Annotated in this window: 13 protein-coding genes; 9 read left to right on the top strand and 4 right to left on the bottom strand. The window is 62.8% G+C overall.

Translation table 11 applies throughout. The annotated features are described in order from the left end of the window. Window positions 1-14: 14 nt before the first annotated feature. Complete coding sequence (locus tag AB4N33_RS11560; protein WP_476457344.1) at window positions 15-851, bottom strand: helix-turn-helix domain-containing protein; 837 nt, start codon at window positions 849-851, stop codon at window positions 15-17. 135 nt (window positions 852-986) lie between these two features. Here AB4N33_RS11560 and AB4N33_RS11555 point away from each other — a divergent pair, with 135 nt between their 5' ends. Both AB4N33_RS11555 and AB4N33_RS11550 read left to right on the top strand, forming a co-directional pair. Beyond that, entirely contained in the window at window positions 987-2,384 is a 1,398-nt protein-coding gene (locus tag AB4N33_RS11555) for an NAD(P)/FAD-dependent oxidoreductase (protein ID WP_476457343.1), read from the top strand. Window positions 2,385-2,401: 17 nt separating this feature from the next. Next, window positions 2,402-2,761: a cupin domain-containing protein gene (locus AB4N33_RS11550; protein WP_476457342.1), complete on the top strand. Its 360-nt coding sequence runs from the start codon at window positions 2,402-2,404 to the stop codon at window positions 2,759-2,761. A 142-nt stretch (window positions 2,762-2,903) separates the two neighbouring features. On the opposite strand, the gene AB4N33_RS11545 is transcribed toward AB4N33_RS11550, so the two are convergent. Next, the gene (locus AB4N33_RS11545; protein ID WP_460116532.1) at window positions 2,904-3,797 is read right to left on the bottom strand and encodes a LysR family transcriptional regulator; all 894 of its coding nucleotides are present in this window, start codon (window positions 3,795-3,797) and stop codon (window positions 2,904-2,906) included. Window positions 3,798-3,927: 130 nt separating this feature from the next. Here AB4N33_RS11545 and AB4N33_RS11540 point away from each other — a divergent pair, with 130 nt between their 5' ends. The 6 genes from AB4N33_RS11540 to AB4N33_RS11515 all read left to right on the top strand — a co-directional run bounded on the left by AB4N33_RS11540 (window position 3,928) and on the right by AB4N33_RS11515 (window position 10,252). Continuing rightward, window positions 3,928-5,028, top strand: a complete 1,101-nt coding sequence (locus AB4N33_RS11540; RefSeq protein WP_476457341.1) for an ABC transporter ATP-binding protein — start codon at window positions 3,928-3,930, stop codon at window positions 5,026-5,028. Between the two features lie 75 nt (window positions 5,029-5,103). Continuing rightward, entirely contained in the window at window positions 5,104-6,219 is a 1,116-nt protein-coding gene (locus AB4N33_RS11535) for an ABC transporter substrate-binding protein (protein WP_476457340.1), read from the top strand. A 1-nt stretch (window position 6,220) separates the two neighbouring features. Continuing rightward, on the top strand, window positions 6,221-7,069 hold the full coding sequence (locus tag AB4N33_RS11530) for an ABC transporter permease (RefSeq protein ID WP_476457339.1): 849 nt from the start codon (window positions 6,221-6,223) through the stop codon (window positions 7,067-7,069). Next, window positions 7,066-7,920, top strand: coding sequence for an ABC transporter permease (locus AB4N33_RS11525; protein ID WP_476457338.1), 855 nt, complete (start codon window positions 7,066-7,068; stop codon window positions 7,918-7,920). The genes AB4N33_RS11530 and AB4N33_RS11525 overlap by 4 nt, the downstream gene beginning before the upstream one ends. A gap of 66 nt (window positions 7,921-7,986) precedes the next feature. Then, the gene (locus AB4N33_RS11520; RefSeq protein ID WP_476457337.1) at window positions 7,987-9,138 is read left to right on the top strand and encodes a M24 family metallopeptidase; all 1,152 of its coding nucleotides are present in this window, start codon (window positions 7,987-7,989) and stop codon (window positions 9,136-9,138) included. A 10-nt stretch (window positions 9,139-9,148) separates the two neighbouring features. Then, window positions 9,149-10,252: an arginase family protein gene (locus tag AB4N33_RS11515; protein WP_476457336.1), complete on the top strand. Its 1,104-nt coding sequence runs from the start codon at window positions 9,149-9,151 to the stop codon at window positions 10,250-10,252. Between the two features lie 146 nt (window positions 10,253-10,398). Here the strand turns inward: AB4N33_RS11515 and AB4N33_RS11510 are convergent, their stop codons facing one another. Beyond that, complete coding sequence (locus AB4N33_RS11510; RefSeq protein ID WP_476457335.1) at window positions 10,399-11,673, bottom strand: nucleotide disphospho-sugar-binding domain-containing protein; 1,275 nt, start codon at window positions 11,671-11,673, stop codon at window positions 10,399-10,401. Window positions 11,674-11,768: 95 nt separating this feature from the next. Further along, the gene (locus AB4N33_RS11505; protein ID WP_460116519.1) at window positions 11,769-12,701 is read right to left on the bottom strand and encodes a GntR family transcriptional regulator; all 933 of its coding nucleotides are present in this window, start codon (window positions 12,699-12,701) and stop codon (window positions 11,769-11,771) included. Window positions 12,702-12,898: 197 nt separating this feature from the next. Between AB4N33_RS11505 and AB4N33_RS11500 the strand changes: the two genes are divergently transcribed. Then, complete coding sequence (locus AB4N33_RS11500) at window positions 12,899-13,954, top strand: polyamine ABC transporter substrate-binding protein (RefSeq protein ID WP_460116517.1); 1,056 nt, start codon at window positions 12,899-12,901, stop codon at window positions 13,952-13,954. Window positions 13,955-13,959: the final 5 nt, after the last annotated feature.

Raw genomic sequence — 13,959 nt, 5'->3', positions numbered from 1 at the left:
GAGCATGCTCGCTCCTACAGGTTGCACAGTCGTTGTGCATAACTCTTCGGCGAACACCCGGTCCGCTCCTTGAAGCAGCGATAAAACGTCGACAACGAATTGAACCCCGCCGCACTGGCTATCTCCTCGATCCGGGCCGTCGTGCCCTGGGTGTTCAGGTGCTCCAGCGCCTCATCCAGCCGCAGCTGATTGAGCAGCGCATAAAACGTTTGCCCGCGAACCTGATTGAGGAAAAACGAAATCTGGTTACGCGTGTACCCCGTCGACGCCGCGACATTGGACAAGTCCAGGCGTGGATCGAGGTACGGCTTGGACTGTTCGAAATACTGCTGCAAATCATTGGCCAGCGCGCCGATCTGCCGGGCGGACAAGCCCAGGCGGCTTACGGCACCTGCACTGTATGTCGGGCGCGTTACGGGCGGCGCCTGGCTGACCAGGGCGGCATGCTCGTTGACACTGACAATCAACCCGTCGCGGATCGATAGCGCTTCGACGGTGCGCAATGACACCAGCCCGTCACTGCCATTGAGCGTCACCTGGTATTGCAGGAACGCGGTGTCGCCGTCGACTCGCAGGCGGTCGGTGTAGGTCTGCAATTCCTGCGACCCGCGCGGCATGCTGGCGCCGAGATACGCGCGCAGTTGTCCGTAGTCCAGCGCGCGGTTTTGCAGGAAATCGTTGTACTCGACCGCCGGGTGATACAGCGCCATCACCGCGTCGAGGTCGCGGCGTTTCCAGGCCTGGTGGTAACGCACGGCGACCAGGTGGGTCTGGGCGCTCGCCGGATCCGTCACGAAGGTGTCGGTGGTGGGTAAATCCAGTGCTTGCACAACGAACTCCAGGTCGCGCATCAGGGGCGAGTCGTGAGTATTCCAGAAGCCGTGGTTTTCCGCCCGTGTCCGCTGCGAGGTTTGTCGCGCCGTGGTGCCTGTGAAAGCGCAGGCGTTTGCATTAGCGTCAGCCTATGAATTTTCGGAGCCGAGCGCATGACCCAGCACACCGCGAACCCATCCCTGGCTGATGCCCGGCCTTACCCCGTCTGGTTGGAGGCGCGAGTCAGCCCGCCAGCCGCTCCCCGACTGACCGGCGACATCCTCTGCGACATTGCCATCGTCGGCGGTGGTTTTGTCGGTTTGTGGACGGCGCTGAAAGCGCGACAGCGTTGGCCCGATGCAAGGATCGTGGTGCTGGAGGCCAGGGAGTGCGGCGGTGAGGCGAGTGGACGCAACGGCGGGTTCTGCGCACCGAGCATTTCCCATGGTGTGGCCAATGCGTTGAAACGCTGGCCGGGGGAGGCCGAGCAACTGGTGCGCCTGGGTCGGGAAAACCTCGATGCTTTCCAGCAGGATCTTCAGGAGTACGCCATGGACGTGGCGTTCGAGCGCCAGGGCAAACTCAACGTCGCCAGCCAGCCGTGGCAGGTCGATGGCTTGCGCTCGATGCAGCGCAACTATGAGCGCTTCGGCATTGATTGTCAGTACGTGGAAGGCGTTGACCTCAAGGCCTACCTGGACTCGCCCGACTATGTCGCCGGTGTCTTCGAGCCCAATTATGCGCTGCTCAACCCGGTGAAAATGGTCACCGAGTTGCGCCGGGTTTGCCTGGCGCAAGGGGTGCAGTTGTTCGAGCATTCGCCTGTCAGTCGTTTGCGTGAAGACGGCACTTATCAGGTGCTGGAAACCGGCCTGGGCACGGTCAGGGCGGACAAGGTCGCGCTCGCCACCAACATCGCGCCGCCCCTGCTGGGGACGCTTAAATCCAAGGTCATTCCGATCTATGACTATGCCTTGGCAACCCAGCCGCTGGACGACGAGCAATTGCGCGCCATTGGCTGGGTCGGGCGCTACGGCATCGCCGACAGCGGCAATCAGTTTCATTACCTGCGCAAGACCGAGGACAACCGCATTCTCTGGGGCGGCTATGACGCGATCTATCACTTCGGCAGCCGCCGCGACGAGGCGCTGACCCAGCGTCCCGACAGCTTCGCCACCCTGGCCCGGCAATTTCAGGCGGCCTTCCCGGCGTTGGTCGATGTGCGTTTCAGCCACGCCTGGGGCGGCATCATCGACACCTCGGCGCGCACCACGATGTTCTGCGGCACCGCGTCCAATGGCCGTGTGGCCTATGCCCAGGGCTTCACCGGGCAGGGTGTGTCCGCCAGCCGTTTCGCGGCATTGACCCTGCTCGACCTGCTGGAGGGCAAAGCCACTGAGCGTACAAAGCTGGCGATGACCTCGACCGCACCGTTTCCGTTTCCCCCCGAGCCCTTGCGGTACCTGGGCGTGTCGATGGCCCAGCGCTCGCTGGCCCGCGAAGACCGCACCGGGCACCGCGACTGGCTGCTCAAGGGGTTCGATGCATTGGGCATCGGGTTTGATTCTTGACTGGAGTGAGTACACGCATGAGCACGCCTTCGCACATCATCGACTTCGCCAACCCCGAGTTGCCCGTGGTCGAACTCGACACCACGGACCCGGCGCTTGTCGACACACCGTACCGTAGCCGCAGCTGGCGGCATTTTGTCGACCCGCAGAAAAAAGCCACCGCCGGCATCTGGGAGGCCCCGCCCCATCTGGAGCGCTGCGAGTGCGACTACGATGAGCTTTGCCACCTGCTCGAAGGGCAAGTCCGCCTGACCGACAGCGATGGCGTCAGCCAGTCGTTCCAGGCCGGTGACACCTTCGTGGTGGCCGCCGGGTTCAAGGGTACCTGGGAAAACCTCACGCACGTGCGCAAGGTGTTCATGATTCTGCGGGGCTGACATTTGGGTTGTCTGGACTGGCCTCTTCGCGGGCAAGCCCGCTCCTACAATGATCCGTGTTGTTGCATAAATAGTGTGAACACCCAAAACCCTGTGGGAGCGGGCTTGCCCGCGAAGAGGACGTCATAGCCACCGCGAAACCTCAATCCACCCGCGCAATCATCTCCAGCTCGCGCATCAGCCAATCCGAGAATGCCTTGGCCAGGTCATTCGCGCCCCGCGGCGGCAGGATGATGAAGTACGGGTGCGGGGCCGGGAACTGGATGTCGAACAGGCGGATCAGCGTACCCTGGGCCAGGTGCTCGCCCGCCAGGATGTGATCGCTGATGGTCACGCCCGTGCCGGCAATCGCCGCGTCGATGGTCAATGAGGCATTCGGCAGGTAGATGTTCTGCCGACCCTGCAAGCTGGGAATGCCGGCCGCCAGGAAATAGCGGCTCCAGTCATAGCCCTCGTCCTCATGCAGCAACACCTGGCGCTCCAGGTCACGTGGTTTGCGCAACGGTTCGCTACCGTTGAGCAGGCGCGGGCTGCCCACCGGGAAATACATGATGTCGCCCAGCGCCGCGATGCGCTGGCCTTCGACCTGGCTGTCACCAAACGAAATCACCAGGTCGACGTTCGGTGTCGCCTGTTCGATCGGCAGCATGTACAGCGACACGTCCGGGTAATCACGCAAAAAACGGTCGAGGATTTTCGAGATTCGCGCCAACAGTGCCGGGGCGCAGGCGATGCGCAGGCTGCCGGACGGCGTGGAGGTGGGCAGGGCCGTCTGGATGTCGCGCAGTTGCTCGAACGCGCCGTTGACCAACTGGCTCAACTTGCGCCCCGCCGAGGTCAGGTGCACGCCCTTGCCCTGGCGCTCCACCAGCGCCACTTCCAGCTCTTCCTCTAGCTTCTTGATCTGGTGGCTGATGGCGCTGTGGGTAACGTGCAGTTCCAGTGCCGCCCCGCCCGTGCTGCCCTGCCGGACCAGGGCATCGAAAGCGCGCAGGGCGATCAGGGAGGGGAGGCGGCGTGTCGCTTTCAGAGCCATGTTTGCCTGATTGATGGTTAGTTGAATTCACATGAAACCTAGAAAACAAATCATTTGATGTCAATCTGGTTTGTCGTGAAGATGGCTCCACCAGTCAGTCACTCATACGGTTACACGAGAGGGATTTTCGATGTCGGTTCAGCAAGCGCAATTTGTCGACCTGATACGCCTCGGCAAGTCCTACGGGCAAACCCGTGCGTTGAGTGACCTGACCCTGCACATCAAGCGCGGTGAATTCCTCACCCTGCTCGGGCCGTCCGGTTCCGGCAAAAGCACCACCCTGATGATGCTCGCCGGCTTCGAAACGCCCAGCGAAGGCCGCATCGAACGCAATGGCCAGAACATTACCCACCTGCCCGCCGACCAGCGCGATTTTGGCGTGGTGTTCCAGGGCTATGCGCTGTTCCCGCACATGACTGTGGCGCAGAACATCGCCTACCCGCTCAAGGTGCGCAAAATGCCCGCCGCACAGATCACCGAGAAGGTCGGGCAGATGCTCGAAAGGGTCGGCCTGCAAGGTAAGGGCGAGCGCGGCATCCAGCAGTTGTCCGGCGGCCAGCAACAGCGTGTGGCCCTGGCCCGGGCGCTGGTGTTCGAACCCTCGTTGCTGCTGCTCGACGAACCCTTGTCCGCCCTCGACCGCCGCCTGCGCCAGGAGATGCAGATGGAGCTGGCGCGCATGCACAAGGAATTCGGCACCACCTTTGTTTTCGTCACCCACGACCAGGAAGAAGCACTGGCGCTGTCCGACCGGGTCGCGGTGTTCAATCATGGTCGCCTGGAACAGCTGGGCACGCCGCAGGAAGTCTACGAGCAGCCGTCCAGTCGCTTCGTCGCCAACTTCCTTGGTGACACCAACCTGCTCGGCGTGCAGGGCATTCGCCGCCAGGACGACGCGCTGATCTGCAATTACCAGGGTCGCTCGCTGGTGGTGACCCGCGGCGCCGACCCGCTGGCGGTAAGCAATGCCGGCGAGCACTGGCTGGCGATCCGCCCCGAACACGTCGACCTGCAACCGCTCGCCCAGGCCGGCGGCGGGAACGGCGTGATCGCGCGCATGGAAAAACTCACTTACCTGGGTACCCACGTCAGCCTCGACATGCGCCTGGACGATGCGCAACCGATGGCGTTGCGCATCCCGGTCGGTCATCCGATGTTGAGCAACCTGCAACAGGGCCAGCCGTATTGGTGCGCCTGGTCGCAGCAACATGGCCACCTGATTTCGGCTTAAAACAACAGCAAGCAACACACCTAATAAAAACTGGTTCGATCACCTGCCCACCACCTATTGCATGGGGTTCCGAGGATGAAAGACAAACAGCGCTTTATCGACGACACAATGGACATCGCCCGGGAGAAACTCGAAGCCGGCACGCTCAGCCGTCGCAGTTTCAACCAGGCCCTGATGGTCGCGGCCGCCATGGCCGGGCTCGGTCCGATGCGCGGTGCCTTCGCCGCCGGCGGTTCGCTGGTGGTGTCCAACTGGGGTGGCGATGCGGTCCCGGCCTTCGAGAAAAGCTACCTGGATTTCGCCGGCGCCAGTGGCCTGGTGCTCAAGGTCGACGGCAGCGGCCCCACCGAAGGCGCGGTGAAAACCCAGGTCAACAGCGGCGCTGTGCGCTGGGATGTGTGCGACGGTGAAATGTATTCCTCGTACCGCCTGGGCAAGGAGGGGGTGCTGACGCCCATCGACTACTCGATCGTCGACAAGTCTTTGATCGGCTATGGCGATATCCACGAATTCGGCCTGGCCAACTACACCTACAGCTACGTGATCGGCTACGACGCCAAACGCTTCGGCAAGAACCCGCCGAAAAGCTGGGCGGATTTCTGGGACGTGAAGAAGTACCCCGGCAAACGCACGCTGTACAAATGGATGAGCGCCAACCTGGAGTGCGCGCTGCTGGCCGATGGCGTCGCCCCGGACAAGCTCTACCCGCTGGACGTCGACCGCGCCCTGCGCAAGATCGAGGAGCTGATGCCCCACGTGGTCACGCACTGGTCCACCGGTGCCGAGTCGCAACAACTGCTGCGCGACGGCGAGGCGAGCATGGGCCAGATGTGGCACACCCGCGCCGAACTGGTCAAACACGACACCGGTGGTGCGGTGGACTGGACCTTCGACAACGCCATCGTCGCGCCGTCGGTGTGGTTCGTGCCGAAGAACAACCCGGCCGGTTCCGCCAACGCCATGAAGTTCATCGCCTACGCCTTGCGCCCGGAAGTCCAGGCCAAGCTGATGGAGGTCTACAACATGGGTCCGGTGGACGCCAAGGTGAACGCCTTGCTCTCGCCCGAGTTGCAGCGCATCAACCCGACCGCGCCGGACAACCTGGCCAAACAGGTGTCGATGAACAACCTGTGGTACGCCGATCATTACGGTGAAACCCTCGAACGTTACCTGGCCCTGATTGGTGGCTGACATGCGACTCGGTTCCCAAGGGACGTTGTCCATCTACGCGCTGCTGATCCTGCCGTTGCCGGTGATCATCCTCGTCGGTTACCTGTTGCCGACGGTGGGTGTGCTGGGCTGGAGTCTCAGCCTGCCGCAGCCAGGCGTGCAGCATTACGCGACGATCATCGACAACGCGACGATCCACACGGTCATCTGGCGCACGCTGCGTATTTGCCTGCTGACCACGCTGATCAGCGTCGCCATCGCCTACCTGATTGCCTATCGCTGGCGGTTCGCATCCGGGCGCGGGCGGCAGCTCATCGAGTTGTTCGTGCTGCTGCCGTTCTGGTTGTCGATGCTGATCCGCGCGTTCGCCTGGCTGGTGTTGTTGCGCAACGACGGTCTGGTCAACCAGAGCCTGCTGACCCTGGGCATCGTCGACGAGCCGCTGGCGCTGGTGCGCAATGAACTCGGGGCGCTGATCGGCATGGTGCATTTCATGGTGCCCTACGCGGTGCTGCCGTTGCTGTCCTCGATGCGCCAGATCGACGACGGCCTGCTGCGGGCGGCGAGCAGCCTGGGCGCGCGACGCTGGGCGATGCTACGGGACGTGTTCTTCCCGCTCACCGTGCCCGGTGTGGCAGCGGCCTCGGCGACGGTGTTCGTGTTCAGCCTCGGTTGCTTCGTTACGCCGGCCCTGTTGGGCGGTGGCAAGGCAGCGATGCTGGCCGAGAGCATCTACATCCAGATGTTCCAGTTGTCCAAATGGGGTCTGGGCGCCGCGCTGAGCATTGTCCTGATGTTGATGGTCGCGGTTTGCGCGCTGGTGTTCGGCAAGCTGGTGGGTTTTGCACGTTTGACCGGGAGAACCGCATGAGTAGCTTGCCAACGGTAAGTCGTCTGACCGCGCAGGCGCCGGCCGCTGCACGATTGAAGCCGCGCTTCGATGTCGCCCGGCTGCTGTCGTTCGCCGGCCTGTTGCTGGCGGCGGCTTTCCTGCTGCTGCCGGTGCTGGTCATCGTGCCGCTGTCGTTCGGTGATCAACGCTATCTGGCCTTTCCGGACGGCGCCTGGTCCCTGCGCCATTACCTGGAGCTGCTCAGTGGTGGCTGGCTTAGCTCGATCCTGCAAAGCCTGGGGCTGGCGATTGTCGTGGGGGTGATCAGCACCGCCCTGGCATTGCTGTTCGCCACCGGCATCTGGCTGGAGCCCCGTCACCGCATTGCGCTGACCACCGTGGTGCTGTTGCCGATGATCGTGCCGCAGGTGGTGTCCGCCATGTCCATCTATTACCTGGGGGCGAAGGTGCAGCAACTCGACACCTTGCTCGGCGTGGGTTTTGGCCACCTGATGATGGCACTTCCGTACTCGCTGATCGCCATGCTGGTGGCCTACAGCCGGCTCGACACCAGCCTGTACAAGGCCTCGCGTTCGATGGGCGCGGGCCTGTGGATGACCCTCCGCCAGGTGCTGATGCCCAACGTGCGGGTGGGCATGGCCGGGAGTTTCTTCATGGCCTTCATCATGTCCTGGGAAGAGGTGGTGGTCACGCTGTTCACCAGCGGCCTCAACGTCATTACCGTGCCCAAGCGCATCTGGGATGGCCTGCGCTACAACCTCGATCCGGCCGTCGCCGCCGTTTCCACCCTGATGATCTTCATCACCCTGGTCGTGCTGCTGGTGCGCCTGTACCGGCACGACAGGAACGCTGACACACCGGGTCGCTAGCCGGCCCGTCTCAACGCAATACCTCACTCGTCACCCGTGCACCTTTTCCCTAAGGAGGGAGTCCTCATGATGACTGCATTTCCGCTGCGCACTTATCGTCAACGTATCGACGCGGTCAAACGCCGAATGAGCGAGCGTGGCCTCGACGCGATGGTGATCAACTACCCGGACAACATCAACTACCTGACGGGCTTCGACAGCCTGGGTTTCCTCTGGTACCAGGCGCTGATCATTTCGCCGAAACTGGTCAACCCGATCTTCCTCACCCGCACCAGCGAAGAGCCGTGCACCTATGAGTTGTCGAGTCTGGAAGAGGGGATCTTCTACGACATCGCCAAGCAGGACCCGCTGCGCATCGTCGCCGATTCGCTCGAAGGGCTGGGCCTGAGCCAGGGTCGCATCGGCCTGGAAATGCAGGCCTCGACCTTCAGCGCCCTGCAATACACCACGCTGCTGCGGCACATGCCCAACGCGCATTTCGAGGATGCCTCGGTGGTGGTCGCCGAAGAGCGCCTGATCAAGACCGCCGAAGAAATCGAATACCAGCGCAGCGCCGCACGCATGGCCGACTACGGCATGCGCGCCGCGTTCGAGGCGCTGCGTCCGGGCATGTCGGAAGTGGAGATTTCCGGGATCGTCTCCCAGGCGCTGGGCGCGGCCGGCAGCGAGTATTCGGCGATCAGTCCGATGTGTGCCACCGGGCGGCGCAGCACCATGACCCACGCCATGCCGCACCGCATCACCATCAGTCCGGGTGATGTGGTGATTCTCGAACATGCCGGCGTGTGCAACCGTTACCACGCGATCCTGATGCGCACCGCCGTCATCGGCAAACCGACGGCGCGGGTACGGGAAGTCTCGACCCTGCTGACCGAAGCTTTCAATGCTGCCATCGACGTGGCCAAGCCGGGCACGCCGGTGGGGGAGGCCAACCGGGTGTGCAACAAGATCCTTGACCGCATCGACCTGTCGCGCACCCGCGTGCACCGCATCGGCTACAGCCTGGGCCTGGCCTATCCGCCGACCTGGCTGGAAGCGATGATGGTCGACGAGGCCGACGACCATGTGTTTCAGCCAAACATGTCGTTCTCGATCGAGCCTAACCTGTCCCTGTACTCCGAAGGCTTTGGGCTCAAGCTGGGTGACACCGTGCTGTGTGAAAAGGATGGCTCGCGCAGCCTGTCCGAGATTGCTCCTGAGCTGACCGTCATCGACTGAGGAAGCCGACATGCCTGCATTGATGGACGTTTTCTGGCACGACGATGTGCTGCGCCACGACACCGGCTACGGGGTGTTCGAGGCGCCGCCCAGCGAACTTTTGGATACGCAGAGCCAGCACCCGGAAAGCAGCCCACGGCTGGTCAACATGCGCGCGATCCTGCGCAATGGACCGGTGGCCGGGAACCTGGTCTGGCACGAGGGGCGGCACGCAACCTGGCCGGAGATCCTGCGTTTTCACACCCAGGCCTATGGTGAGAGCATTCAACAGGCTGATCAGCAAGGGCGGCGATTCAGCAGCACCACGCTGATCAACGCTGGTGGCCTGGCCGGGTTGCTGGCGGCGGCGGGCACCAGCGTGGCGGCGCTGGAGCAGACCCTGCGCGAGCGGCGTCCGGCCATGGCACTGGTGCGCCCGCCGGGGCACCATGCGGCGCCGGCCATGGCGGACGGGTACTGCTTTTTCAACAACGTCGCGGTGGCAGCGAGAGCCGCGCAGGCGGCGGGCATCGAGCGGGTGGCCATCGTCGATTGGGACGTGCATCACGGCAACGGCACCCAGGAAGGGTTCTACCAGGATCCGACGGTGCTGACCGTGTCGCTGCACATGGACCACGGCGCCTGGGGGCCGAGCCATCCGCAGACCGGCGGCGTCGAGGAGCGCGGCAGCGGTGATGGGGTTGGCAGCAACCTGAACATCCCATTGCCCATGGGCTCCGGGGATCTGACCTACGCGCTGGCGTTCGAACGGTTCGTCGAGCCGGCGCTGGCCTCGTTTGCCCCGCAATTGCTGATCATCGCCAATGGCCTGGACGCCTCGCAGTTCGACCCGAACGGCCGTCAGTTGCTGACCATGAAGGGTTTCAACCGTCTGGCCCAACGGGTCCGCCACTTCGCCGACGCGCACTGCGAAGGGCGCCTGCTGATCGTCCAGGAAGGCGGCTACAACCCGGCCTACAGCGCCTACTGCCTGCACGCCGCCGCCCAGGGGTTTTTGGCTGCAGACTCGACCCTGGCCGACCCGTTGGCGTACATGCCGGTGTTCGAGGAGCGCAGCCATGCCGATGTCGAGGTGTTGGCCAAGGCGCTGGAGGAGGTGGGTTGGCGATTCTGATACCCGGCCATCCCCACCCCCTGTAGGAGCGAGCTTGTCGAGGCGTCGAACCGTCGCGATGAGGTCGGCACATTCAACATCGATGGTGTCTGACCCTGCGCCATCGCGAGCAAGCCCGCTCCTACAGGAAACCGGAGGGGCCGGGGTTACAGCGCCATGATCGCCCGTGCCGCGATGTCGGTGCCGCGGGTGGCTTGCATGGTCTGGCTGATCGTGGCCAGGCGTTGTTTCATTGAAGCATCGGCCAGCAGTTGTTCGAGGGCGGCCGGCAGGGCGGACAGGGGGTCGGCGAAGCGCGGCAGGTAGCGCCCCACGCCCACTTCCTCGGCGCGGGCGGCGTTGTCGTGGCCGTCCCAGCAGTAGGGGATGATCACCGACGGCAAGCCGAAATACAGCGCTTCGCAGAAGCTGTTGTTGCCCCCGTGGTGGATGAACAACTGGCACTCCCTGAGCACCGCCGGTTGTGCAAACCAGCTGTCCAGGTAGACGTTGTCCGGCACCGTGGCGTACTCGTCTCGATAGGCGCCGACGTTGATCAAGAAGCGATAGGGCAGGTGTTCGATGGTGCCGATCAGGCGCTTGATCATCGAGGTGTCGGCCGCCCCCAGGCTACCGAAGCTCAAGTAGATCAGTGGCGCGTCGTTGTGCCGTGGAAAGTCCGGCACGATGTAGGGCGCCTCGCGCCGCACGCAGCCGTCGAGGTAGACATACCGCTGCGGATCCAGGGCCTTGTCTCGCGCATACCGCACGGGCGTTGGTGACAGCAGCAGGTTGAGCCACGGCGAATCATCGAGAAACTGGCCCGGCGGGCAGGGCGGTGTGCCGTTGTTCGCCAGGAACGCGGAAAAACGCTCATGGGCCGGCGCGACGGCGCGGTGATAATGCTCGGCAAACCGCTCGCGCCCCTCGTTGTCGCCCGCCAGGCAGCCTGACAGATAGGGCGGCACGGCGGCATCCGGCAGTTCGGTTTCGGCGCAGGAGACCATGCGCACCCACGGGCAACCCGCGTTGGCGATGGCGGGGAACATGACCACATTATCGAGCACGATCACGTCCGGCTTCAGACGACCGAGCAATTGCTGCAACGGCTTCTCGGCTTCGATGGCGGTGTCGATGATCGCTTCCCAGGCCGGGGCGACGTAGCTGTCGATCTGCGCCTGTGGGGTCTGGTCGAAATACGGGATATTGCGCTCGATGAAGCGCTCCCAGTAGTGCTGGTGCTCCGCCGCCGACAGTGGGTTGACCGGCGCAATCGGGTACTCATCGAATCCGTATTCGGCAAACAGCCCCTGGAAATGTTCGTAGCAGATAAATACCGGTTTGGCCCCCAGCTCACGCAAGGACTGGGCGATACCAATGCAGTTCAGGGCCGCGCCGAAACTGGCTTCCGGAAACAGGGCGATCAGTTTTTGTGGGTGCATGGCAAGAAAATCCGTGGCGGGTAAAGTCCGCCGTGCCTGAGATAACTGGATGCTGTCTTATTTTATAAAAAAAATCATCCTGTATTTTGAGCGCTTCAGCGACGTCCGAACACGTGGCCCTGAGGGATCCCGCGATTGGCCGTTTGCGGGCGCTGGGCGGCGCTCAGGCGCAGATGCAGGCGCAGCAGGTCGGCGGCGATTTCCAGTTGGCCGCGTTCGATGTGCGCAATGATCTGCAGATGTTCGCGCAATGCCTCCTGCAAGCGGTGCACGCTAACGCTCGGCAGCAGGTTCGGCAGGCGCCGCAGGCTCTGATGCTGGAGAAGTGCGTCAGCGACAAAGCGATTGCCGCAGCTCTGGCCGATCAGCTCGTGGAAGCTGATGTCCAGCTCGCGAAACTGCTGGATATCGAAATGCTCGACCGGGCTTGCCAGCAGGCTCTGCATGGCGCTGCGCAGCAAGGCCAGGCGTTGCGGATCGGCGTTGAAGTTGGCGCTGAGCAGCGCTTCCGGTTCGAGAATCAGCCGGAATTTGAGGCTTTCCTCAAGGGCGGCGAAGCTGTTCAGCGACGGTCGGAACAGCCACGACTGCCCCGGCCCGCGCTCGATGGCCTGGTTTTCACTGAGTTGCTGCAGGGCTTTCTGTGCGGCTGGGCGGCCGATGCCATAGCGGCGCATCAGTTCGCTGATGCTGATGCTGTCACCCAGGCGCCCGGCCATGCGATCGCGCAACACCGAAGTGGCCAGTTCTTCTTCCTCGGCCTGGGGCAATACGGCGCTGAACGCCTGGCCGGCTGGGGTGGCGAGCAGGCGATAGCCCTTGCCGGCTTCGTGGCTGAGCAGGTTTTCCTCGAGCAGCACATTGAGCGCGCCACGGATCAGCGTGCGTGACACCTGAAACGTGCGCGCCAGGGCTTGCTCGGCCACCGGGTCGCCGGCCACCAGTCCGCTTTCCTGGGTGTGCTCGAGGATGCGCCGGGCCAGCTCCAAGTGGTTGGTGCGAGGTTTCTTTTCAGCTGTTGTGCTCAAGCGTCTCATCTCTATTGGTCGCTGTGGACTCACGTGCACATCTTATGTCATGCACCGCCCGACAGTCAGTCCAGAAAAAACCATTGACATCTTTTTATACTGGTCCTAATTTCTAAAAAAAAACACATGCAATCGTTTCTCTGGTTTTGCCGTACTGCCTTCGAATTCAAAAAATAAACAATCGTCGGGTGAGTATTATGAGAAAGCTGAAAGGCCTTATGTGTCTGGGATTGAGCGTTTCCCTGGCGATCGCTGCACAAGCGGCCACTGCGAAAGACATGGTGATTTCCATCTGGGACGGTTACATGGCCCCGGATGCGCTGGACAAGTTCAAGGCGGCCAGCGGCGTCGAGGTCGACAAGGCCTTGCACGCGACCAACGAAGAGATCATGGGCAAGCTCATGGCCTCGGGCGGAGAAGGGTATGACGTGGTGTTTGTCTCCTCGCCATTCGCTGAAGTCCTGCACAAACAGGGGCTGCTTGCGGACATCGATCCGGTCAAGGTCCCCAACCTGAAGAACCTCTATCCCCAAGCCTCGAAACTGGAATATGACCCGGGCAACCACTTCTCGGTGCCGTACACCTGGGGCACTACCGGCATCTGCTACCGCTCCGACAAGGTCACGCCGGCCCCGGTGAGCTGGAACGAACTGCTCAACCCCAGCGATGCGCTCAAGGGCAAGGTGACCATGCTCGCGACCGACCGCTGGATGCTCGGCGCCGGGTTCCTGGCCAAGGGCTGGTCCGTCAACGACAGCGACCCGAAACAGATCGCCGCCGTGCGTGACCAGTTGATCGCCACCAAGAAACGCATCCTCGCCTTCGACGACACCACCTTCTACTCCAAGCTCGCGTCCGGCGAATCGCTGATGGCGCATGCCTGGGACGGCTGGTGCAACTACGGCACCCAGGCCAATGCCGCGATCAAGTTCGTGGTGCCCAAGGAAGGCTCCGACTTGTGGGTCGACACCATGGTCGTGCTGAAAAGCTCCAAGCACCAGGACCAGGCGTTGCAGTTCATCAACTTCATGCTGGCCAAGGAAAACCACGCCTGGGTCGCGGAAAACATCCTCTACAAAGTCCCCAACCAGGCCGCCATGGCCGGCTTGTCGGCTGACCTGCTCAAGCAGTACCCCAACCTCACCATCGCCCCCGACGACTTGCTGAAGATGGAGCAGTTGCGGGACCTGGGCGGCACCACGCAAAAAGCCTACACCCGGGCGGTCACCGAAATCATGGCGGCGCAGAACTAAGCCAC

Source organism: Pseudomonas sp. S1_E05 (assembly GCF_056337105.1).
This window is presented reverse-complemented; position numbering and strand designations above follow the sequence as displayed.

Excerpts from the sequence above, each read along its gene's own strand:
- AB4N33_RS11560 (WP_476457344.1), bottom strand. The coding sequence starts at position 851 with ATGCGCGACCTGGAGTTCGTTGTGCAAGCACTGGATTTACCCACCACC.
- AB4N33_RS11555 (WP_476457343.1), top strand. The coding sequence starts at position 987 with ATGACCCAGCACACCGCGAACCCATCCCTGGCTGATGCCCGGCCTTAC.
- AB4N33_RS11550 (WP_476457342.1), top strand. The coding sequence starts at position 2,402 with ATGAGCACGCCTTCGCACATCATCGACTTCGCCAACCCCGAGTTGCCC.
- AB4N33_RS11545 (WP_460116532.1), bottom strand. The coding sequence starts at position 3,797 with ATGGCTCTGAAAGCGACACGCCGCCTCCCCTCCCTGATCGCCCTGCGC.
- AB4N33_RS11540 (WP_476457341.1), top strand. The coding sequence starts at position 3,928 with ATGTCGGTTCAGCAAGCGCAATTTGTCGACCTGATACGCCTCGGCAAG.
- AB4N33_RS11535 (WP_476457340.1), top strand. The coding sequence starts at position 5,104 with ATGAAAGACAAACAGCGCTTTATCGACGACACAATGGACATCGCCCGG.
- AB4N33_RS11530 (WP_476457339.1), top strand. The coding sequence starts at position 6,221 with ATGCGACTCGGTTCCCAAGGGACGTTGTCCATCTACGCGCTGCTGATC.
- AB4N33_RS11525 (WP_476457338.1), top strand. The coding sequence starts at position 7,066 with ATGAGTAGCTTGCCAACGGTAAGTCGTCTGACCGCGCAGGCGCCGGCC.
- AB4N33_RS11520 (WP_476457337.1), top strand. The coding sequence starts at position 7,987 with ATGATGACTGCATTTCCGCTGCGCACTTATCGTCAACGTATCGACGCG.
- AB4N33_RS11515 (WP_476457336.1), top strand. The coding sequence starts at position 9,149 with ATGCCTGCATTGATGGACGTTTTCTGGCACGACGATGTGCTGCGCCAC.
- AB4N33_RS11510 (WP_476457335.1), bottom strand. The coding sequence starts at position 11,673 with ATGCACCCACAAAAACTGATCGCCCTGTTTCCGGAAGCCAGTTTCGGC.
- AB4N33_RS11500 (WP_460116517.1), top strand. The coding sequence starts at position 12,899 with ATGAGAAAGCTGAAAGGCCTTATGTGTCTGGGATTGAGCGTTTCCCTG.